This is a genomic window from Paenibacillus sp. 11B (genome assembly GCF_030487755.1).
Classification (GTDB): Bacteria; Bacillota; Bacilli; order Paenibacillales; family Paenibacillaceae; genus Paenibacillus; species Paenibacillus vandeheii.
In genome coordinates, this window is record NZ_JAUKNS010000004.1 from 1,116,733 (window position 1) to 1,139,044 (window position 22,312).

22 protein-coding genes and 1 tRNA gene are annotated in these 22,312 nt (G+C 45.2%); 1 reads left to right on the forward strand and 22 read right to left on the reverse strand.

The features are described from left to right. Window position 1 precedes the first annotated feature (1 nt). The 18 genes from rplI to rpsF all read right to left on the reverse strand — a co-directional run bounded on the left by rplI (window position 2) and on the right by rpsF (window position 19,817). Complete coding sequence (rplI, locus tag Q0V21_RS21915; protein WP_024629550.1) at window positions 2–445, reverse strand: 50S ribosomal protein L9; 444 nt, start codon at window positions 443–445, stop codon at window positions 2–4. Beyond that, window positions 442–2,430: a DHH family phosphoesterase gene (locus tag Q0V21_RS21920; protein ID WP_079348416.1), complete on the reverse strand. Its 1,989-nt coding sequence runs from the start codon at window positions 2,428–2,430 to the stop codon at window positions 442–444. The genes rplI and Q0V21_RS21920 overlap by 4 nt, the downstream gene beginning before the upstream one ends. An 11-nt stretch (window positions 2,431–2,441) precedes the next feature. Beyond that, window positions 2,442–3,353, reverse strand: a complete 912-nt coding sequence (locus tag Q0V21_RS21925) for a DUF2232 domain-containing protein (protein ID WP_079348522.1) — start codon at window positions 3,351–3,353, stop codon at window positions 2,442–2,444. Between the two features lie 5 nt (window positions 3,354–3,358). Further along, a complete protein-coding gene (locus Q0V21_RS21930; protein ID WP_024629547.1) occupies window positions 3,359–3,661 on the reverse strand; it encodes a MazG-like family protein in 303 nt (100 codons plus the stop codon). Between the two features lie 264 nt (window positions 3,662–3,925). After that, window positions 3,926–4,351 (reverse strand): CBS domain-containing protein, encoded by a 426-nt coding sequence (locus Q0V21_RS21935; protein ID WP_024629546.1) that lies wholly within the window; start codon window positions 4,349–4,351, stop codon window positions 3,926–3,928. A 189-nt stretch (window positions 4,352–4,540) separates the two neighbouring features. Beyond that, window positions 4,541–5,575: an LCP family protein gene (locus Q0V21_RS21940; protein ID WP_024629545.1), complete on the reverse strand. Its 1,035-nt coding sequence runs from the start codon at window positions 5,573–5,575 to the stop codon at window positions 4,541–4,543. 321 nt (window positions 5,576–5,896) lie between these two features. Continuing rightward, the gene (locus tag Q0V21_RS21945; protein ID WP_301880604.1) at window positions 5,897–7,489 is read right to left on the reverse strand and encodes an MFS transporter; all 1,593 of its coding nucleotides are present in this window, start codon (window positions 7,487–7,489) and stop codon (window positions 5,897–5,899) included. Window positions 7,490–7,736: 247 nt separating this feature from the next. Then, a complete protein-coding gene (locus tag Q0V21_RS21950; protein ID WP_143805449.1) occupies window positions 7,737–10,169 on the reverse strand; it encodes a S9 family peptidase in 2,433 nt (810 codons plus the stop codon). 111 nt (window positions 10,170–10,280) lie between these two features. Beyond that, complete coding sequence (locus Q0V21_RS21955) at window positions 10,281–11,171, reverse strand: D-alanyl-D-alanine carboxypeptidase family protein (protein ID WP_036664650.1); 891 nt, start codon at window positions 11,169–11,171, stop codon at window positions 10,281–10,283. A gap of 253 nt (window positions 11,172–11,424) precedes the next feature. Next, window positions 11,425–13,251 carry an oligopeptide ABC transporter substrate-binding protein gene (locus tag Q0V21_RS21960; RefSeq protein ID WP_301880605.1) on the reverse strand — a complete coding sequence of 609 codons (1,827 nt, stop codon included), beginning with the start codon at window positions 13,249–13,251 and terminating at the stop codon, window positions 11,425–11,427. A gap of 19 nt (window positions 13,252–13,270) precedes the next feature. Continuing rightward, window positions 13,271–14,176, reverse strand: a complete 906-nt coding sequence (locus Q0V21_RS21965) for an ABC transporter permease (protein ID WP_079348424.1) — start codon at window positions 14,174–14,176, stop codon at window positions 13,271–13,273. Window positions 14,177–14,205: 29 nt separating this feature from the next. Further along, the gene (opp4B, locus tag Q0V21_RS21970) at window positions 14,206–15,168 is read right to left on the reverse strand and encodes an oligopeptide ABC transporter permease (RefSeq protein ID WP_301880606.1); all 963 of its coding nucleotides are present in this window, start codon (window positions 15,166–15,168) and stop codon (window positions 14,206–14,208) included. A 7-nt stretch (window positions 15,169–15,175) separates the two neighbouring features. Continuing rightward, on the reverse strand, window positions 15,176–16,108 hold the full coding sequence (locus tag Q0V21_RS21975) for an ABC transporter ATP-binding protein (protein ID WP_024629538.1): 933 nt from the start codon (window positions 16,106–16,108) through the stop codon (window positions 15,176–15,178). Window positions 16,109–16,112: 4 nt separating this feature from the next. Continuing rightward, window positions 16,113–17,111, reverse strand: coding sequence for an ABC transporter ATP-binding protein (locus tag Q0V21_RS21980; protein WP_024629537.1), 999 nt, complete (start codon window positions 17,109–17,111; stop codon window positions 16,113–16,115). Window positions 17,112–17,847: 736 nt separating this feature from the next. Next, the gene (locus Q0V21_RS21985) at window positions 17,848–18,441 is read right to left on the reverse strand and encodes a M15 family metallopeptidase (RefSeq protein WP_301880607.1); all 594 of its coding nucleotides are present in this window, start codon (window positions 18,439–18,441) and stop codon (window positions 17,848–17,850) included. A 220-nt stretch (window positions 18,442–18,661) separates the two neighbouring features. Further along, a complete protein-coding gene (gene rpsR / locus Q0V21_RS21990; protein WP_017691433.1) occupies window positions 18,662–18,934 on the reverse strand; it encodes a 30S ribosomal protein S18 in 273 nt (90 codons plus the stop codon). A gap of 55 nt (window positions 18,935–18,989) precedes the next feature. Beyond that, the gene (ssb, locus tag Q0V21_RS21995; protein WP_024629535.1) at window positions 18,990–19,475 is read right to left on the reverse strand and encodes a single-stranded DNA-binding protein; all 486 of its coding nucleotides are present in this window, start codon (window positions 19,473–19,475) and stop codon (window positions 18,990–18,992) included. A gap of 48 nt (window positions 19,476–19,523) precedes the next feature. After that, entirely contained in the window at window positions 19,524–19,817 is a 294-nt protein-coding gene (gene rpsF, locus Q0V21_RS22000) for a 30S ribosomal protein S6 (RefSeq protein ID WP_024629534.1), read from the reverse strand. Window positions 19,818–20,018: 201 nt separating this feature from the next. On the opposite strand from rpsF, the gene Q0V21_RS22005 reads away from it, so the two are divergent. Continuing rightward, on the forward strand, window positions 20,019–20,213 hold the full coding sequence (locus tag Q0V21_RS22005; RefSeq protein WP_024629533.1) for a YjzC family protein: 195 nt from the start codon (window positions 20,019–20,021) through the stop codon (window positions 20,211–20,213). 422 nt (window positions 20,214–20,635) lie between these two features. On the opposite strand, the gene Q0V21_RS22010 is transcribed toward Q0V21_RS22005, so the two are convergent. The 4 genes from Q0V21_RS22010 to Q0V21_RS22025 all read right to left on the reverse strand — a co-directional run bounded on the left by Q0V21_RS22010 (window position 20,636) and on the right by Q0V21_RS22025 (window position 22,254). Then, window positions 20,636–20,726: transfer RNA gene (locus Q0V21_RS22010), tRNA-Ser, on the reverse strand. Between the two features lie 112 nt (window positions 20,727–20,838). Continuing rightward, complete coding sequence (locus Q0V21_RS22015; protein ID WP_079348526.1) at window positions 20,839–21,048, reverse strand: DUF951 domain-containing protein; 210 nt, start codon at window positions 21,046–21,048, stop codon at window positions 20,839–20,841. Continuing rightward, complete coding sequence (locus tag Q0V21_RS22020) at window positions 21,038–21,976, reverse strand: mechanosensitive ion channel family protein (RefSeq protein ID WP_301880608.1); 939 nt, start codon at window positions 21,974–21,976, stop codon at window positions 21,038–21,040. The genes Q0V21_RS22015 and Q0V21_RS22020 overlap by 11 nt, the downstream gene beginning before the upstream one ends. A 14-nt stretch (window positions 21,977–21,990) precedes the next feature. After that, the gene (locus tag Q0V21_RS22025; RefSeq protein ID WP_029880815.1) at window positions 21,991–22,254 is read right to left on the reverse strand and encodes a putative Se/S carrier protein; all 264 of its coding nucleotides are present in this window, start codon (window positions 22,252–22,254) and stop codon (window positions 21,991–21,993) included. Window positions 22,255–22,312 lie beyond the last annotated feature (58 nt).

The window sequence follows — 22,312 nt, forward strand, 5'->3', positions numbered from 1 at the left end:
CTTACTCCTCCGTTACCTGTACCTTCAAGGTAGCCTTCACTTCAGGGTGAACCTTGACGGTGACTTGCGTTACGCCGAGTGTGCGAATAGGCTCGTCCAGTTCGATTTTGCGTTTGTCGACTTTCAGACCTTTCGCTGCCAGAGCTTCAGCGATTTGTTTGCTCGTGATTGCACCGAACAGACGGCCGCCTTCGCCGGATTTTGCTTTTAGTTCAGTCACTTCAGCTTCCAGCTTTTTAGCCAGAGCTTCCGCTTCTGCTTTCTCTTCCTGTTTACGTCTGTCTTCCGCTGCCTTCTGATTGTCCAGTGTTTTCATGTTTCCGTCTGTTGCTGGACGTGCGATTCCCCGTGGCAGAAGGAAGTTCTGTGCGTATCCCTCAGACACTTCCTTCACTTGCCCTTTTTTCCCTTGACCCTTCATATCTTTTATAAAAATGACTTTCATTCGAACAGCCCCTCTTCCTTTTCGATTTCAGCCAGTACGTTCGTCAGCCGTTTTTCTGCCTCTCCAAGCGTTCCTTCAAGCTGCACGGCAGCATTTGTCAAATGTCCGCCACCGCCCAGTCGTTCCATAACCACCTGAACATTCATGCGCCCCAGCGATCTCGCGCTGATGCCAATCAGTCCATCCGGACGTTCACTAATGACAAATGAAGCGACCACATCGGTCATATTGAGCAATGTGTCCGCCACTTGAGCGATCATCATCTGTGGAATCTTGTTGCCAGGGTCCGTGACCGCCAGCGCAATGTTCCCGTATACCATTTTAGCATGCTTTATGATTTCTGCCTTAGCAATATATTCTGACAGATCTTCCTTCATGAGCCGCTGAATCATGATCGTGTCTGCACCACTACGACGCAGGAAGCCTGCCGCTTCAAACGTTCTCGAACCTGTGTGGAGTGCAAAATGCTTCGTGTCCACTGTAATTCCGGCTAATAACGCCGTCGCTTCCAGCGGAGTGAATTGTACCTTGTCATGAATATACTGAAGAAGCTCAGTCACCAGTTCCGCAGCCGAGGAGGCATATGGTTCAAGATAGATTAACACTGCATCGTTAATGAATTCTTCACCCCGACGGTGGTGATCCACAACCACGACACGTGTAGCGGATTGGACCAACTTCGGCTCCATGGTCATGGATGCCTTATGCGTATCCACTACAACAAGCAGCGTATGTTCTGTCATCATCTGAGTAGCCTGTTCTGGCAACACAAAAGCTTTGGACAATTTCTCATCCTTGTTCACCTGTTCCATCATGCGTTCAATGGATGGGTTGGGCCCGTCCAGCACAATTCGTGCCTCTACATTGTAGAGACTCGCCGCTTTCCATACCCCAATAGACGCGCCAATCGCATCCATGTCGGGCATTTTGTGGCCCATGATAATTACCCGGTCGCTCTCCTGCATCAGATCACGTAATGCATGGGCGATAACCCGGGCTCTTACCCGTGTTCGTTTCTCCACCGCGTTGGACTTTCCACCGTAAAAGGACAACCGTTGTCCAGATTTTACGGCAGCCTGATCGCCACCACGACCAAGTGCCATATCCAGACTGGACTGAGCCAGTTCTCCCATCTCACTGATGGTATCCGAACCAAATGCCAGTCCAACACTTAGCGTCATCGGTACTTTAAGATCAGCGGTCATCTCCCGGACTTCATCCAGAATGACGAATCGGCTCTGCTCCAGCTCCTGCAAAGACTTATAATTCAGCATCATGAGATAACGATCAGAGGAGAGGCGGCGCAGGTAAACCTCATACCGTTTCGCCCAGGACGTAATCTCACTGGTTACACGAGCAATCAGCGCAGTCCGCTGTTGGTCGTCCATGCCTTGAGAAGCCTCGTCCAGATTATCGAGAACCAGAATGCCCAGTGCAATGCGTTCATTCTCATATTTATCACGTAGAATGGCTAGCTCCGTAATTTCGTAGACATATACATACCGCTCCTGCGGATTATGAATGACTCCATAATAACGGTCATCCAGTTGGAACTCGTCATGAAGTTCCTTGGACGACTCCTTGTTCCCATCCTTCTTCTCCTTCGGTTGAGGAAGTTTGGGAAACAAATTTTGCAGCGGATTGCCCACCATCGTCTTTTCCTGGAACATGTCCGCGACGAAGCGGTTATGCCACTCTACCGTACGATCCTCACTGTACAGCACAATACCGAATGGAAGCATGCTGACCGCTTCCCCCTCCATCCGCTTAATCCGAATGGACAGGCCATTAATGTAGTCGTTAAGCTCACGACGGAACGCGAGCTCCGCCTTAATCATGACGATTCCCAGCGCCGAAGCCAGTATCAGACTAATCAAACCAAGCGCCCAGTTATAGATGGTCACGGACATAACAAGCAGAAGCAGCAGTATGAACGCCCATACGGTATAGTAGCCGTGCCAGCGTTTCTTCAGAAATTTAGGCATGACTCATCACCCTATCGTTTTGGTTTCGATATTGCCTCGCGAAGCGGGAACGCCAGATCGATAATCCCTATAATCCGCAGCGGTCCAATGAAGAAGACTGCCGCCGCCAGCAAATACGGTACAACCGGATTCCATTTCTTTGCATGTGAGAGAAAGAAGAAGAAGCCGATAGCTTGAATCATGAAGCCCAGATTAATCAGAGGCGACAGGTTCATGGCAATCATGGTCCAGTACGTTCCATCACTTTGTCTGGATATCACCTCGAACAACAATGCCAGGAAGTAATACCAGATTAGTGCACGCGGCATACGCCATTCTCGCGCAGGTGGAAATTTCGGTACAACCACGCCCATAACGTTCAGAATCGGACGTGCAATGAGATGTGTAATTAGAGCCATGACCAGAGACGTGACCACCAGGGCGAACGGAATCATAAGCTGCGTCTGCCTAGCAACATCCTGAGTCATTTCAGGTGTCCATACAAACCCATTTACCATCTGACTGGATGTATTCGTCAAGGGTTCAATCGTCAATCTGACCACATCATCAATATAACTCGACAAGTCAAATTGGAAGATTACACTTCCAATCAACAAAAGCAACAGATATTCGGCCAGCATGGTTCCACTTCCAACCATTAGGGCGAACAGGGCCGATTTCTTTTTCTTATACGCATTACCCATAACGATCGCGGGCAGGGTGAACAAAAGCAGTAATAACAGATAAATCGGACTAAATACGACCAAAATAATCGCCACTGGGACGAGATGCCATATAAATGATTTTACCGGTAATGAAGCAAACAAAATAACTCCTGGTATCATCATGAAAAATATGGCCAAAACCGATAAAGGAGTTAACAGCGAAAGTAGCAAGAGCAGATAGACTACGCTCCAGACAGCTGATTTAAAGCTAAATTTCAACAAATTCACCTCTTACGCATGTGATCTTCTAGCGCGGAAATATCCTGGTACCAGTCTTCCAGCTGGTGACCTTCCTGTTTATGCTTTTTCAATTTCTCAACAAGCAGTGCATCCAGATCCTTGAAAGGAATACCGAGCCTGCGGCCCAATATGTAACTACTCATCATCAAACTGGCGAGACTGTCCCCGATTCGGGTTGTGCTGCCTTCCCATAACGCTTTGAACAATCGGGATACCTGATCAAGCACTTCGGTTTTAAGCCATTCAATCACTTTAGCGCGTTTGGCTACATCCAGTTCTTTAGGCATATTGGCGAAAGTCACTCTCCCCGAAAAAGCTTTATTCTCCATTATAGCATAAAAAGGGGGGCCGCAAAATTACCCCAAAAAGCGGAGAAGTCCTCCGAAACTCATTTTAGGAACTTTGCGGGGACCCCATACAACGAATTCGCATTTTAACTTGTGGAAAATTCATTTAAATTCGATCTTGTTCAGCTCTTCTTAAGTTTAACATGATACCGGACGGCTGTGATTATCCACGCTGTTGCAACAATATTGAAATTTGTTTTCGGCTTACTTTACTTTCATGGATTCCTTCGCTACAATGCCCTCGCAATATTCAATAATCTGACTCCGTCTTACGATCCCAATGAAGCGCTCCATATCATCGACCACCGGCACAAAGTTCTGAACCTTGGCCAGATTAATCAAGTCCTCCATATTGGCTTCAATGGATACGGGCTTGATATCCAGGCGAAGTGGAACGTCTTTGAGCAAAAATTTTGAAGCGTTTTCAAATGAGATCTTTCCCTCGGAGTTCTTCATATACCACAACAGGTCACCCTCGGTTACCGTGCCAATATACTTGCCTTCCTTATTCAAAATGGGCACCGCTGTGAACCGATGATATTCCATCCGTTCCAGCGTTTGCCGCAGAGTAGAATCCGACGTTACACATGTAACTTCCTGTTTGGGCAGCAAAAAAAATGCGATGTTCATACCCGTACGTATCCTCCTTGTGAATTTCATCATTCAGCTTATCTCACTCAACTTATATCATACGAATCAGAACGCCAGATGTTCCAAAAGGACAACATTCAAATTCCTTCTACAAAGAAAAAAAACAGCAGTCCGCCAATAAACGCACTGCTGATCATTCTCTGAAACATAACGTCTGTATGGAATTGGTTATTCGATCTTCTGCCGGTCAGGAATCATTACTTCACCGGCTGGGGTCGATTCATCCATCCAGTTGTTAATCAGCTCTTTGGCATATTGGACGTCTTTCTCATCTGCCTTGCCGTAATAAATTCCGTCTTTCCGCATCCCTTCGCCCAAGATAGTGAAGCTTGAGATTTGCGGTTTTTCCTGCGTCAGTACCTGTTTGGCCAGATCAATAATGAAGGAAGGCTGCATATCCGTCTGGAAGCTGTCTCCCATAATCTGAATCAATTCCGGAATTTTGCTGATGGCATTCAGATTAAGCATCTCATTCGCCATCGCATTCAGGAAGATTTGCTGCCGCTTGGTCCGATTAAAATCGCTATCCTCGCGGTATCTCACATAGTAAAGTGCTTCCTGTCCGTCATAGATCGGCTTGCCGCCTTCTATCGTGAACTGCACATGTTCCGGATTCTTGTTCACAATGTCCTCATCGATCGGCAGCTTCACGCCACCAAGTGCATCAACGACTTTCTTGATCCCGTCAAAGTTAATCGTTGCATAGTAGCCTACATCCGCATCGAGAAACTTCTCCACCGTATTGATAGACATATTCTCCCCACCGAAGGCGTAGGCATGCGCAAGCTTGTCATAATCATCCTCGCCATCCTTGTTGGCATCACGTCCAACAATCTGAACATAGGTATCACGCGGAATGGATACCAGAAGTACACGGGATTCTTTCGGACGAACAACGGCATAGATGACCGTGTCAGAGCGTCCACGTGTTTTCTCATAAGCACGTTTGTCCGAACCAAGCAGCAGCACCGAGAACGGTTCTTTGCGATATACGGTTGGATCTGGCGTATTGTTACCCTCCTGGGGAACATAGGAACGGGACAACTGATCTTCAACTGAACCAGCGAGAAACAGATCGAAGGCTGCTACAGCAAGCTGCTGACGAAACAAATAGCCCCCGATTAACAAAACAACGAGCGAAACGAGCGTTATATATAGACCTTTTCTTCTTTTCTTCTTCTTATCTTTAGTTCTGCTTTTCATCCATCGATTCCTTCTTCACTGTCAAAATGAAATTCGATACTGCCTGCTATATAAGCTGAATATAACTTGTCCTGACCCCGCAATGGTCCAGTTTTAATTATTTGTTCAACTTATATAATTACCATTAAACGTGCGGAATGGCTTGTGACACGGTGTTCTCTGAAGTTTTCTCTATCTGAAAAGAAAGCGCCGCTCACGCTCGTTCTATTGTAATCATTGCTGGATGATGAAAAGTTACAATACGGTTAAATTGAAAAGAACAGCCCTCCTTTTTTACTGGCAAAAGGAGCACTGTTCTCTTGATGTGGAATGTCCAACCATTCAGTTTGTTGATGCGGTCTCTACAAGATTCCGTTTCTCTTTATGACGCTGACGTCTTGTAATAAGCGCAGCCACCAGCGTGAGCACACTGAAAATGACCGCAGACCAGAACAGCCCACTATACCCCTCACCGGTTGTCTGATGCAGAGCCTGTAGCAGCACATCTCGAATGCCCTGATCCGGAATTTGGGAGAATCCTTCGGTTATGCTGGAAATATCGCTTCCTGAAGCTGCGCTGCCACCAGATGCATATTGTTGAAGCGCTTCGGGTGGCACCTGAATGCCCTGATCTGCGAGACCTTGTTGAATATTGGATCCCAGGTTGGAGAAGGAGCGAGCCAGAAAGCCGGCAAAAATGGTTGGCGCGATTGCCATAGCCATCTGACGAAACAAGGAACTGGTCGCCACCGCAATACCTTTGTTGTTCTCACCCGCCTGTTCGGTAACGAGCACGTTCACCGGAGCTCCCAGCATCATACCGAAGCCGATCCCCACGAGCACACTCGCAATTACGAATTGCCAGATATGCTCTACCCACAGCGGGAAGAGCAGGAAGCCGATAGCCGACAGCACTCCTGCCACGGATAAGGTCCAGATTGGCCCTTTGCGGTCAACCAGATAACCACCGCCCCCTGCACCAATTCCTGAAGCCAGTGCAAGTGGCGTAAACCAGTAACCGGAGGCTGTGTTGGATACCCCCAGGTATTGCTCAACAAAGCCTGGAATGAAGATCACGGATGCCAGAATGGCTCCGGAGAAAAAGGCAATCAGCAGCGTCCAACGAAAGGACGCAATGCCCAGAAGCTGTGTAGATACAACAGGTTCACGTTGTGATCCTTCAAGCCTTTTTTCAAGAAAGTAGAAGAGGACCAGAATGACCACACCTGCCAGAAAAAAGCCATAGAACATCGGCGAGCCAAGACTTTGCAGCATATTTACGCCATCCAGATTGCTGAAGCTGTACATCAGACTGAGCACACCCAGCGTCAGGACCGCGATACCGCTCCAATCCACCGCCTTACGGCTCAACTCCTGTTCTTCATGAATATAACGAATACCTGCAATAAACAGCAAAATGGCGATCGGTACATTGATCAAAAACAACCAATGCCAATTCCCCGTGATATCGAGGATAAAAGCACCGATATTCGGCCCAAGAATCGCAGCTACCCCGTTCATCCCTCCCAGAAGACCCAAAGCTGTGCCCTGACGCTCCGCTGGGAACTTGCTTAATACGTAAGAGCTCGCAATGATAAAAATCCCGCCACCACCCAACGCTTGGATGACACGAGCCATCAGGAAGACGGTAAACGATGTGCTTAGCGCAACGAGTAAAGACCCGATTCCGAACAAAGCTACTTCAATCAGAAACAGCTTCTTGCGTCCATAACGGTCGGAGAGCTTGCCCGCAATCGGCACACTCACCGCGAGTCCAAGCGTATAGAGCGTAATTGTCCATGCTCCCCACGTCGGCGACACGCCAAACGATGCATTTAGAGTGGTTAGAGACGAGGTGATAATTCCGTTATCCAGCGCAGCCATAAACACCCCGATAGCAAATAGGATAAGCGGCCATTTCATTTGTTTTTGCATCACATGTTTCCTCCCCGATCAGATTGCAATCCAGTAGTGTAAGGCTGTAATGATACATATATATTAAACTAAACCGAACAATAATGACTCATTGGTCATTTTAAAATACATTCATCCCATATGTCAATTTGTTGATATGCTTGGAACCCATTTTGGACACCACGTTCATTCAACACCCTACTCCACAACAAAAAGCCGTCCCTCGGGTTAATTAGAACCTGTGGGACGGCCTTCTTGCTGAACTAGACTACGATTGCTGCATCAGGTGGCGGTTCAGGAATTTCTCAATCGCACGATATAAATCCAATTGATTTTCAACATTGCCGAAGCCATGTCCTTCATTTGCTTTTAACATATAAGGTACATCTACGCCACGCTTGCGCAGAGCCTCCACGATCTGATCAGACTCAGCCTGTTTGACACGCGGATCATTTGCGCCCTGAACCACGAACAATGGGGCTTTCATCTGATCAATATGGAACAGTGGTGAAACAGCTGTCAGCAGCTCCTTGTCTTTCACCGGATCGCCCATCCGTTCATAGAACATGTTGCGCTCCGATTCCCAGTAAGGTGGCAGTGAATCCAGCAGCGTGAACAGATTGGAAGGCCCCACATAGCTAATTCCTGCCGCATACACTTCCGGTGTGAATGCCAGTCCTGCCAGGGCTGCATAACCACCATAAGATCCACCATAGATGGCTACACGCTTCGCATCAACCGTTCCCTCTTCTACCAGCCAATTCACGCCGTCTGTGAGGTCGTTCTGCATCGCTTTACCCCACTCTTTGTTCCCGGCATCCAGGAATTCCTTGCCGTATCCAGTAGACCCGCGGAAGTTCACCTGTAGTACGGCGTAGCCCCGGCTTGCGAGAAATTGGATTTCCGGATTAAAGCCCCACGAGTCCCGGGCCCAAGGTCCGCCATGTGGAACAACAACCAGTGGCAATTGGGAAGCCTCGGCCCCTTGGGGGAGCGTCAGATAACCATGAAGCGTTAAGCCGTCACGAGATTTGTACGTAATGGGTTTTACATCCGACATTTTACTCTCATCAATCCAAGGTGCCGCGTCAGCTAATTTATCGAGCTTACCCGTCTTGGAATCATAGAAGTAATACGTACCCATCGATTTATCGCTATACGCAACGAACAGAACCTGGCCTTCTTCACTTATGTTTGAAATGCTTACTTCTTTACCCGGAACCTTTGCCTGAATATCCTGCATCAATTTTTTAAAATCATTGTCGAAGTATTCATAGTTAACCTTGTCCGTCTCATAGACAGCTGCAAGGATTGTGCCTTTTTCTTTAGAGGGAACGAAACTGGATACATCCACGTCTTTGTTTTGATAGATGGTTTTCGTTACTTTTTTGCTGCTTGGGCTGTATTCTACGATAGCTGTTTTATCCCGATCCAGATTGGATACGGCATAGATGTTTTTGTTATCATACGTGAACATCACCGGAGCAAATGTTTCTCCGAGCTTGGTCGTCATCAAGTTTTCGAATGGCTTATCTTCCGATTCACGATACATCAACGAAGAGACATTACCATCACTGGATATGGCCACACGGATTTTACCTTCATGGTCCGTAAGCCAGCCCGTAATATTACCCGGGTTCTCCGCAGCAAGCACCGCCTCACCTGTCTTGATGTTAATCCGGTACACGTCAAAGATCCGAGGATCACGTTTGTTCATGCCCACTAGAATCTCATCCGGGATATTCTCTAGAGAGTCTACCAGGATCGCTCTTGTATTCGGATAGGGCGTCAGATCCTTACTGTTCTTACCATCGATATCCGTTACATAAATATGATAGTTCTCATCCCCCGCCTCATCCTTTACATACAGCAACTTATCCTTTGTTTTCCATACGAATGCAGCTATACTGCGCTCAGTCTCACTTGTGATACGTGCCGACTTGTCCTGACCATTCTCTTTCACCACAATATTCATTCGGTTGTTCCAAGGCTCCATGTAGGCCAGATGTTTACCATCCGGAGACATTTGGAATCCTGCTTGAGCCGGCTGTTTGAAGAAGTCTTCCAGCGGTGTGAGACCTTCTGACTGCACATCAAGTCCAAGAGCGAGATACAGCGCATCAGCAAACTCGCCATGGGTCACCGAATTTTTGGCGTTAAACGCGCTGCCTTCGATAATAAAATGCTGCTTCAGACGAATGGCATCCTCCGTGTGTACCTTCGGAATCTGCGCCATATCACTGTATACAACCTGAATTCCATTATCTTTCAGTTCGAACGCCCGAGTAAACAACGATGCCATCTGTGCTCTTGTTAGAGGTGCATCTGGTGCGTATCCTTTGGCTTGTCCTTGTATAAGACCACTTTGCTTCAGGGCGTAAATGGCAGGAGCAGCTTCATCCTTAGCCAATACATCTGCGAAACCTGTAAGAGTCGCTGGAGCATCCAGTTGAAGTACACGCTGCAGGATGATAGCCGCTTGAGCACGAGTAATTGGTGTTTGTGGCTCTTTCATTCCATCTGTTATGCCATCTATGTATCCCAGTTGCTGTAGTGTCTGTGCTGCCTTCGAAGCAATGGATTCAGCGACTGACGCCGTAGGCTTCACCGCTTCTGCTGCCTGGACCGCTGGTTGAATCAATGCGATTGACATCGCCATGCTAAGGGTGAGAGCATATACCTTTTTACTTATTTCTTTCAAATCATTTCCCCCTTTAAAGTAAATTACATAATAATTTGGAACTATACGTAAATTATTTTACCATGATCAACCATAGGTTAACAGCGTAGCCTTCCGAAGTTCCATTTCCCCTTACTTTGAACCGGAAAATCCATAATTGAACAGCTTACGTGTCTCGATGAAACGTCCCTCACGACTATCTGAACCCAATACAACGGAAATTAGCCGCTTGCCATTTCGCTCAGCCGTACCCACGAAGTGATAGCCAGAATCCTCATCATATCCGGTCTTCAATCCATCGTTTCCGTCGTATGCGTATGACCCGCCGATCGAGGATAACATCCAGTTGGTGTTGCTCATGTACATTCCTTTTTGGTGGATCGACACCTGCATTTGGCTGGAAACTCTCAATATTTCGGGATAGTTATTCAGCAAATAACGTGCAAGCTTGCATGCATCTACAGCGGTCATTACAGTCTGCCCTTGTATGTCCTTCGGACGATTCGGACCAAGTAGTTTTTCGCTTAAACCTGTTGCATTGGTAAACACCGTCTTGTCAGACAGTCCGATCTCGGCAGCCTTCTGATTCATCTTTTGTGCAAAAGTCTGCTCTGTCCCACTAATATGTTCAGCCAGAGCTATAGCAGCGTCATTTGCGGAATAAACGGCTACAATCTGGAATAGCTCCTGTACTGTAAATTGCTCCCCTTGTTTCAACCCCAGATGGCTGCCACCTACTGAACTTGCATACAGGCTGATATTAACAGGGTCATCCCAGCGTAATTCTCCGTTAATGACAGCTTCCATGACCAACAGTTCGGTCATCAATTTACTGATCCCTGCAGGGGCGATTTCCTCTGAACCATTAAAATTGATCAAAATCTGTTCCGAGTTCATATCCATTAATACAGCCGACTCAGCTTTAATTCCCGGTTTACCCACCAGCATGTCCGGCTTTAAACCCAAATATATAATGACCAGTAGAGCCAGCAGCATTCCTGCCCGTATCCACCATCTTTTCATCAGAAAATCACCTCTTACAGATATAGACGAAGTGAAGAGACATTTTGTCTGCAATTTTTATAAAAAAAGTTAAATTTTTTTTATTTATTTGTTACCAAAAAAAACATGAACCCCATACCCCCATGCCAGAGTGTACGGAATCCATGTTTTTCAAGAATTTTTCTATTCATACCTAGGAGAATCTTATCCATTAAATCTAGCAACCGAACGCTTTAAAGGACCCCAATCCTTATTTGCTGCTAATGCTTTTTTATTACTCAGCTGCAACTGCTTTATCTGCATTAACTTGAATGTCATTCAGATATAAACCTGTTCCGTCACCAATCGCATAGTTCATTACACGTTTGTTAACTGGTACTACTTCTGCACGGTACAGTGTCGGGAATACAGGAACTTCATCAACCATGTACTGCTGCCATTGATTGTAGATCTCTTTACGTTTTTCGACGTCAAACGCTTCAGCAGATACACCTTGTGCCAGCAATTTGTCGTTTTCTTCGCTGGAGAATCTGGAGAAGTTATACAGTGCATCACGGCCATACAGACCAGCTGGATCTACGTCAATACCCACGCCCCAAGCTGCTTGATACACATCAATATTCGGATCATCTTTACCTGTGTTACCTACACGGTCATAGAAATTGTTGAACTCAACCATTTCCAGGTTTACTTTCAGACCAATTGCTGCCCAGGATTGAACGTAGTAACGTGCCAGTGGTTCAGCGGTGTCGCCACCTGTCATGGATACAAAGTTGATTTCAAGTGGGGAACCGTCCGGTTTCGTACGGAATTCTCCATCCAATTTGTAACCGGCTTCGTCGAGCAACTTCTTCGCTGCTTCGGGGTCATAAGTTACACCCGGATTGTTGGAATCATGGAATTTTGGGTGAGACGGTGGAATCAGTGTTGTTGCATTCCAACGCAGACCGTTATAGAAACGTTTACCAACTTGGTCGTTATCTACAGCCTGCCACATTGCTTTACGCAGGATTTTGTCAGCCATTTTTGCATCTGGGTTTGTTACAACTTTGCCGTTGTCAGCGTCCCATGTACCCAGTTTGAAACCGATGTAGGTGTAAGCACGATCGATTGCACCTAGGAATTCAACGTTGGACATATTGGCATTGTCTTTATATTGATCTGTCGGGAATGAATCCACGAGGTCTACCCCGCCAGATTTCAATTCTTGAACAACCGTTGTTGGGTTGATTACTTTCAAAGTCACTTTGTCCAGTTTTGGAGCTCCGCGCCAGTAGTCATCATTTTTAACGAAAGTTACAGACTCACCTGGAGTGATTGTTTCCACTTTGAATGGACCGAAACCGATTGGTTTCTCACGTACTTCTTTGGAAGAAGACATTTTTGCTACATCCATATCACCGAAGATATGTTTAGCCAGCGGATATGTCCACACGCCACCTGTCAGCAGGGAAGGTGTAGATTCCTTGTACGTAATGCTGATTTGTTTTTCGCTAAGAACCTTGATCCCAGAGATCGTTTTTGCTTTTCCAGCGTGATAATCATCCATACCTACTACACTTGTAAAGTTGGAATCATAGCGTGGGCCATCATAAGCCTTGTTACCGATCACTTCATAAGCAAACTGCAAATCTTCAGCCGTTACAGGCTTGCCGTCATGCCAGTTTACATTATCACGAATCGTCAGTGTGAACGTTTTGCCATCTTCCGATGTTTCATACGTTGCTGCACCATCGTTGGTATATACATAGTCTTTATCCCAAGTCAGCAAACCTTCATCAAACCATTGTAGAACATTTGCATCCGGGTTACCGGAGTAGAAGTTAAAGTTCAATGTTCCTTCAAATGCAGTATCGGATACAAGTCCGTATGTTATGGATCCACCCTCAATAGCAGTACCTTCATTCGTTTTGACATTGCTAAAATCTTCGATAGAGTAGACGCCCTCTTCTTTAGTAGGCTTCTCCTCTGTCTTTGTTTCCCCTGTGTTCGTAGAAGGTGTCGGTGTTGCCGCCTCTTTCTCCGAGCACGCCGCAAGCGCCAGTACGAAGACCAACATCATCGTGAAAAATAGTCCCCGTGAAAATAATCCCTTTTTCATGAATCTTTCCTCCCTTTTTTTAACCTCTTCTTTGTCTTGCATCAGTCGCACGCTTCAGGGCCTGTCCGACATTATTTATACTCAACATCAATAACAGAATTAGTATTGACGCAGGTAGCCATATCCACCATCTGAATTCCAGTGTTTGCGGATTACGAGCATAGCTTACGAGTGTTCCAAGACTGGGTGTACTTTCCGGAAATCCAAATCCCAGGAAGGACAGTCCCGATTCGAGGCCAATGTTGGCAGCGAGATTCAACGTCATCGTGACGATGATGATGGAGCTGAGATTAGGAAGTACCTGTGAGAGCATAATCTTCAGATGGGATGATCCCAACGTTTTTGAAGCATTGACATAATCGAGTTCACGCTCCTGCAATGCCTTGGAACGAATCAGTCTGGCGATTCCCATCCAGAGAAAGGCTGTCATGATTAAAGAGAACGAGATGATATTATATTTGGGTACTGCTGTAACAAACGCGATTACGATCATCAAGAACGGAAGAATCATGAAGAAATCAACAACACGCATAAACAAGTTATCGATCATTCCACCGAAGTAACCGGATAACAGACCAACCAGGATACCTATACAACCAGTCATTAGCGTGACGATAATACCAATGGTTAGAGAGTTACGCGTACCGATGATCAGTTGTCCGAACACATCACGACCGCCGTAATCAGTTCCCAGCCAATACTGCGCGGAGGGTGGTTCATACAAGGCGAACAAATCTACCTTAACGATCTCAGCTTGATCCAGAATCAAAGAAGTACCGTAAACCAGCAATATGATCAGTCCCAAAAATATGAGCGAGATTAGTGCCACCTTATCTCTGACAAGTTCCCGCCATAAAATACTCAAGCTGGAGGGGCTCTTATCAATCTTCTGTGAAGTTATAACGACATCATTGGTCTTGCTCATCTTATTTTCACCCCGAAATCTTCAAGTTCTTACTTGATCCGTATACGCGGATCAACAATACCCAGAATAATGTCAGACAGCAACGATCCCAGGATTGTAGCTATTCCATATAACAAGACGAGTGCAGTTACTACACTGAAATCCCGAAGAGAAATAGAATTCAGGAACAACTGTCCCATACCTGGATAACTGAATATACTCTCAATGAAGATGGTACCTCCGATAAGTCCCGTAATCTCATAACCGAAAAATGCGGCGATCGGCAACAGGGAATTTCTTAAAATATGCCTGTTGTAGATTCGAGATTCCGAGGCGCCCTTGGCTCTGGCAGTAAGAACGAACTCTTTGTGCTTGATATCAATAATTTCACTACGCAAGTATTGGACGGTAGATACCGTTGCAATTAATGCCATGGATAGTGATGGTAATAACAGATGATAAAACTTGCTTGTTATATAGCTGAATGTACCTGGTGTAAGTCCAGGTTCCACGCTGCCCCCGGTTGGGAACCAGCCAAAATGAAATCCAAATATCCATAACATCACCAGTGCGAAGATAAACAACGGGGCTGCAAAGCCCAAGTAGGTGTAACCTGTGATCAACCGATCAGACCAAGTATCGTTGTAACGACCACTGATAATGCCAAGTGGAATGGCAATCAGATACGTAATGATGAGTGTTGCCAGTGCAAGCCAAAATGTATTAGCAACACGCTGACCAATCAAATCGGATACAGGCATTTTGAATCGGAAAGATTGTCCAAAATCGCCTTGTGCAGCATTTTTGATCCAATCCCAATACTGTACATACCATGGATTATTTAATCCCAGTCTTTCACGCTGTTCCTCCAACGCTTTTGGATCAATACTCGGATCGAGTAATCCAGTGAGTGCATCCCCAGGCATCGCCTTAGCCATTAGAAAAACCAACAGGCTAAGCAAAAAGATCTGAGGAATCATAATGATAATTCTGCGTACTATCGTTTTCCACATATGGTCTTCAACCTTTCTGAGGTAGAGCTACTCGGTGAGTATCGGAAATGGATTGGAGCGAGTATGCCAGCCCTTCCTCATCAAAGAAATTTCGGTATGAATGTTCATACTCGGATTTGACCTGCTGACGGAAGGCTACCATTTCTTCACGTTTGGTTGGGTCCATATCCGGAATGGCTGCAAGTAAACGCTTGGTATAGATATGTTGTGGATTCTCAAAAATATCATCCGTTGTGCCTTGCTCCACATATCGGCCTTTGTACATAATTCCGATCTGATCACACATATGACGGATAATGCCGAGATCGTGACTGATGAACAGATAAGTCAGATTCAACTCTTTTTGTATTTCCTGCATGAAGTTGAGCACCTGAGCTTGTACGGATACGTCGAGTGCGGATACTGGCTCATCTGCGATGATCAGCTTAGGCTTTAATGCAATCGCACGAGCGATGCCAATCCGTTGCCGCTGTCCTCCGGAAAACTCATGAGGGTACTTATAGATCGACTCTGGACTCAATCCGACCTTCTCCAGGAGGTCTCGAACCTGGCGTTTCTCTTCCGTAGCCGTCATTCGTTCATAATTGCGGAATGGTTCAGCAATAATGTCGATAACCCGTTTCTTGGGGTTCAACGAAGAGTACGGATCTTGGAAGATCATTTGCACATCCCGCTGTAGCTGACGGTCTTTACGCCGCTCGGTAGCCAGATCTTTTCCATTGAAAAGAACTTTACCAGCCGTCACATGGTTGAGACCAATAATGGCTCGCCCCGTTGTCGTTTTGCCTGAGCCTGACTCCCCTACAAGTCCGTACGTTTTCCCTTGCTCAATGGAGAAGCTCACATCATCAACCGCTTTGATGTTGCCAATCTCACGCTTGAGCAGCCCTCCGCGAATCGGAAAGTGTATTTTTAGTCCTTCTACTTCGAGTAATGCCATTATGTTATTCCTCCTCAGCTTGATCAGGGAAATGAAAGTGCTGATAACAGGTACACCTTACAAAGTGACCTGGTGCAATTTCATGCATCTGTGGGTTTTCTTCATGAGCCGAATCACTTATCCATGGAATTCGAGCCTTGAATCGGCACCCTTGGCGAGGAAGATTTTTCAGTGAAGGAACTATGCCTTGAATGACATGAAGCTTCGATTTTTCTTCAGAAATGGTAGGAATAGAGTTTAGTAGAGACCGTGTATATGGATGCTTGGCATTGGTCATTAGAGTATAGATATCTGCGATCTCAACAATTTCACCTGCATACATAACTGCCACGCGATCAGCCATCTCGGCAACGACTCCCAGATCATGCGTGATCAGGATGATTCCTGCGTTAATCTCGTTCTTCAATTCGCGGATAAGCTCCAGAATTTGTAGTTGGATCGTAACGTCAAGCGCTGTCGTTGGTTCATCGGCAATCAACAATTCAGGTTTATTGGCAATCGCAATCGCGATAACAACTCTCTGTCTCATACCACCCGATAGTTCGTGAGGATATTGCTTGTATAATTGTTCGGGACGCGGAATCCCTACTTGGTTGAGTAAATCAATTACTTTGTCTTTCTTTTCTTTCGAAGATAGCTTGGGTTGATGCAGTGTCAGAATCTCTTCGATCTGTTCACCGATCACCATCAGAGGATTTAGTGCGGAAAGTGGGTCCTGAAAGATCATTCCCATTTCTTTACCGCGGAGTTTGTTTAATTTGTTGGGAGATATATTCGCTATATTCTGCCCTTTGTACAAAATCTCACCATCAATTTTGGCTTTGTTATGCAATCCCATAATTGAAAATGCAAAGGCACTTTTGCCTGAGCCTGACTCTCCCACAATAGCCAATACTTCATTTTTTTTAACCGTTAGGTTAACGTGATCAACTGCTGCATAATAGTCATCTTCAATTCTGAATGATGTAGTTAGATTTCTGACTTCCAATAGCTCTGTATTCAAATCAATCACCCTAACCCCATAATTTCTATTTCTGCAGACTGTATTCTGTGTAGAAGAATGCATCCACTGTATATTTCCATGTTCTTGAAGATAACGAACGAAAGTGTATACAAAATACCAAATCATTAGGAGAATCCATTTTTCATACTGCTATTTAGACCGATGGTCAATTAATGCTGATAATTCCTAGCGGAATAATAAAGCCAAATAATTAATGTAATCATACGTGTAAATTTAGATGACGTCAATGTTTATTTTGAGATTTATGGTATAAATGTTTTTTATACTACAGTTTTGGGTATTAGTTATATTTTAAAGGGAATGTATCAACGAATTCTAGAGCTAGTTGGATGCTTTGAAAGGCAGAGTTTAAATTTTAGAAAAACCGGATATCCAAATATGTGACATTAATATTACACGTAATGTGTAGTTAAGTGTTAGAAATATAGATAAAACCAACTATTATGTTAGGTTTGAGGGATTTGTAGAGGAAATCTTCAGTTTGGAAGTGAAATTAATTTCTAACCATAATTTGTACGGTTAGAGGCATAATTTAGATATTGCTATAGGATTGAAGTTAAAATTCTAGTTATTATAGTATAGTTTCATTTATTCGCTTATGTAAAGAACAAAATGTCATCTTTTATCAATTATTTTACAAAAGCAAGCAAAAAACCCTGCAAAATGCAAGGCTTTTCTAATATTTATACATATAGATGTATATATAATACCGTATTTATTGTGTTTCTGGAGGCCTTTTACCACGCTTCAGATCGTTGATGCTTAACCCAAAGTCCATCTGCAGATGAGGGTAATCCGGAAAGTTAGCCCAGTCTCCACCCCAAGTGAACCCTAGTTCTTTGGCAAGCTCTACAACTTCCATCCAGTCCGCCTGCCCATTGCCGTTATCATCACGTTCCATATCCCAGACTACATCTCCTTCAGGCGTCCGCAAAGCAAAATCAATGGCCAAACCGTAATTGTGATAGGACTCTCCCCCTTGGGCATTGGTCACAATATTACCGGCAATCGAACGTCCTTGATCAAACAGAGCATCCTGTTCTTCATTGCTGCGAAAACCATGCGTAATCACAATTTCAATCCCTCGTCTAGCCGCCTTTCGAACTAACAACTTCTCACTTTCAGCTACTACCGGGTGAAGCCCTGTAATCGGCACCAATTCTTGCACGTTCGTTCGTGGCCATATATCATAGGTGTCTCCTTTTTGCTGTAACCACACATATATAATGGATAGCAACAACGTAGCTACGATCCAAAATCGCAGGCTACTCTTGCGTCTCTGTTTTACTTTACGTTTGGGTGTATTCATGCTCTCTCCTGATGGTGGAATCTATATTCATTCATATTTATGCTACCTGAGATACCAGCGATATAATAGACTCTATTATAAATCATTTACGTCTTAATTGCTTCCACCGTTGCAGCTCATTATTAAACCCAAGCACCAAGGAGAGACAACTCTAATATTTTTTGAATGCAAAAAAGCAGCCGGCTATAAGCCGACTGCTTTGTATCCATGCTGAGTAAGACTACTCAGTTGTGTATGGCAGTAATGCGATTTGACGGGAGCGTTTGATGGCAATCGTCAGCATGCGTTGATATTTAGCGCTAGTACCTGTTACACGGCGTGGCAAAATTTTTCCACGTTCGCTGATAAATTTACGAAGCAAGTCCGTATCTTTATAATCGATGTGAGTAATTTTGTTGGCTGTGAAGAAGCACACTTTACGACGTTTATTACGGCCGCCACGACGTGCCGGTCTTTTATCGTTGTCTCCGCCTTCTCTTTGCTTGAAGCCCATGCTTTTCAGTCCTTTCCTATCGTTTAACCAATCACTCTAAGAGTGTCGGTTCACGTTAAAATGGCAAATCATCATCCGATATATCAATCGGTTTTCCGTCATCGGAAAAAGGATCCTGATTGTTGCTACGCGAATTATTGTTATTGTTCGCGCGCCCGCCGCCTCCGTAAGAAGGCTCTTCACGCATCGGTTGCCCACCGCCGCCACCGTTATTATCACGGTTAGCTGACTCCAAGAAACGGACGTTATCGGCAATGACTTCGGTCACGTATACACGTTTTCCTTCGTTATTTTCGTAATTCCGTACTTGAATGCGTCCTTCGACTGCAGCTAGGCGTCCTTTGCGCAAATAGTTTGCACAAGTCTCAGCAAGCTGTCTCCAGGTTACGACCGGAATAAAATCCGCTTCCCGTTCTCCCCCTTGGCTTGTAAACGGTCTGTCCACTGCCAAAGTAAATTGCGTAACTGCTACTCCAGCTGGAGTATAACGCAACTCAGGATCTCGGGTTAACCGGCCGATCAGAATGACACGGTTCAACAATGTAATCCCCTCCTTCAGAGCGTATTGGTGCGTTGATCACGAGTCGTCTTAAGCAGACTTAACGTCGTTTGTAATGAGATAACGAATGACTTCGTCAGAAATCTTCATGAGACGCTCAAGCTCAGTAACTACTGCTGGTTCAGCAGTGAAGTGTACCAGAACATAAACACCATCACGGAATTTCTTGATCTCATACGCAAGACGGCGTTTACCCATAACGTCGTGAGCTGTAACTTCACCACCGCCGTTGGAGATGATGCCTTGGAATTTATCGACTGTAGCTTGAACAACTTCTTGCTCAACATCAGGACGAATAATGTACATCACTTCATATTTGCGCATAATTTTCACCTCCTTATGGACTCTGGCCCTCAATCTACGTTGAGAGCAAGGAACGAGCACAAACTCGAACTATAATAATATAACAAAAATGACGTCTCAATGCAAGCAAACGTTCCCTCTTCTTATTACACATGATCATAACTACAATGGAGCACACTACAGAAGCAACATTGAAATCCATTATGCCAAGGAGGTCTTATCATGGGTGAAAAAACCGAGTTTGAACCAGGAGACAAAGCTCCAAACGATGGTGAATACACCGAAGTTGGTGAGAAAAGCTTTCATACGGAGATTAACAACCCGAAACGGGTAACCCTCCAAAAGGGTGAAGCTTTCCCTGAAACAAGCAACCAGAATCGTAAGTGGAAGAAGCTTACCAAGGCCCGCGTTCACTAATCGTAAAGATTTTTTTCTGACTGCTGTATATAAAACGAACTAATGCACATAATACATTCAGGCGATGCACGAGAGAGGTGTGGTTCCGTTGGACAACGAAGCCGAACATTTAATGTTGGAGATTCATCACGTAATTTAAGAAGCACGATGGTTGTGTGTAAGGCCTATGTCTGAAGCACGAGTATTGTTAATCGCAATACGCCTGGTTTCTGATTGTTACGACCGATTGTTTCCTAACAAACCGAATGCATCGCCGAATGAAGAGCCCTTAGGGGCTCTTTGTTTTTTCAATTACAAATGATTGTTCGACAACAAAATTGAAAATGAAAAGACCTCCCAGGTTGGAAGGTCTTTTTGCATGTATAGAACTCAACACACGTTGAGTAAATTGTGAATTTCATTAATTAAGCAAGATCTATGAGTGGCGGAAAGGGTGGGATTCGAACCCACGCACGCTGTGACACGCCTAACTGATTTCGAGTCAGCCCCCTTGGGCCTCTTGGGTACCTTTCCGCAGCAATAATGATTATAGCATGATCATTTACAGAACGCAATACCCAAGCCACACCTACATGTAAACGGTGTTACAGGCAAGAGAACAAGTGAAAATTGCACTGTTATTGCATTAGGATTCGGTCGAATCCTCTGTTGAACGAAGTACCTTTTTCATGTTTTTCTCGAATTTTGCTCTGGGAATTAGTACGCTGTGTTTACACCCTACACACTTGATGCGAATATCCATGCCCATTCGGATAATCTCCATCTCATTGCTGCCACATGGATGCTGCTTCTTCATCTGCACAACGTCCCCAAGCTGGAAAATTTTACGCTCCACCTGTGCCATCCCCCTCATCCTTCTCCTGAGCTGCTGCTTGCTCTAACGCTGCCTGATTGCTCATCTCATGATACTCCAGTGTTTTCTTCACATCACCCTGAATTTGGCGCTCTACAGAGGCTCTGGAGTTCGGCAGGCACTCGGCAACAATGCGAACCACATATTCCGAGGTAGACATCGACTGAATACCAAGCACGTCAGGTATTTTAACGATGTTCAGATCGCGATCCTCAATCCCAGCCAACGCTCGTTTCACCAAGTGTACAGACTCGTCCAGGCTCTGTTCACCCTTCATGGGAATGTCCACTACCGCAAGGGAATTCGACATCGAGAAATTGGTGACACTTGCAATCGTACCATTTGGAATAATGTGCACCTCACCTTGCCAGCTAACCAGCTTGGTCGTTCTCAGGCCAATGACCTCAACCGTTCCTTTATAGGTACCTGTTTGAATAACATCGCCTACTGCGAACTGATCCTCCAATATAATGAAGAAACCGGTAATAACATCCTTCACCAAGCCTTGGGCACCAAAACCGATCGCCAGTCCGAGCACACCCGCACTTGCTAGCAATGGTCCGACTTTTACATTGATCTCAGATAACAGTAACAGAATCATAATGAAATTACATGTTATGGAGGTCGCATTTTTCATCAACTCTCCTACCGTTATAAATCGCCGCGGATTGACGCGAATCTTGCCTTCCTGCTTTCGTGCCATCGTGCGATCTATAATACGTGATACAATCTTGATCACAATACGCGTAATAATGAAAATAATAACGATGCGGATCGAGCTAAACATTATATTAAACCACATGTCTGCATCGGCGATTTTGTTCCATAGTTGATCTGTCCAGCGAACTGCACTATTTACGACTTCCTTCGGAGACTCACTTCCCCCTGAAGCAAACTTAAATGGCAACATAGATCAAACCTCCTCTACATGGGTATGTTATCATAGCTGTCAGCGGTTTTGAAATAGAGGCCACGGATCTCCACAAATTCGTTACGAATGATCTGTTTTACTCGCTCCAGATCTTCTTTTGGAAACTGAATACATAGAGCACAGCCCGCTGTGATCTCTTTCGGGGTAGGAAATAAGTCGATCTCAATCTCGGCAAACTCCAGCAGCATTTCTGCACGCAGCGCCTGCTGGGTGGAATCAAAAGCAATCAGCATCCAATCATCTATCCACTCGTCCATGTGCGGCTCCTTTCACGATACATTCATCCCTTTGAAAAAGCTTGTCCTCACGAAGTAT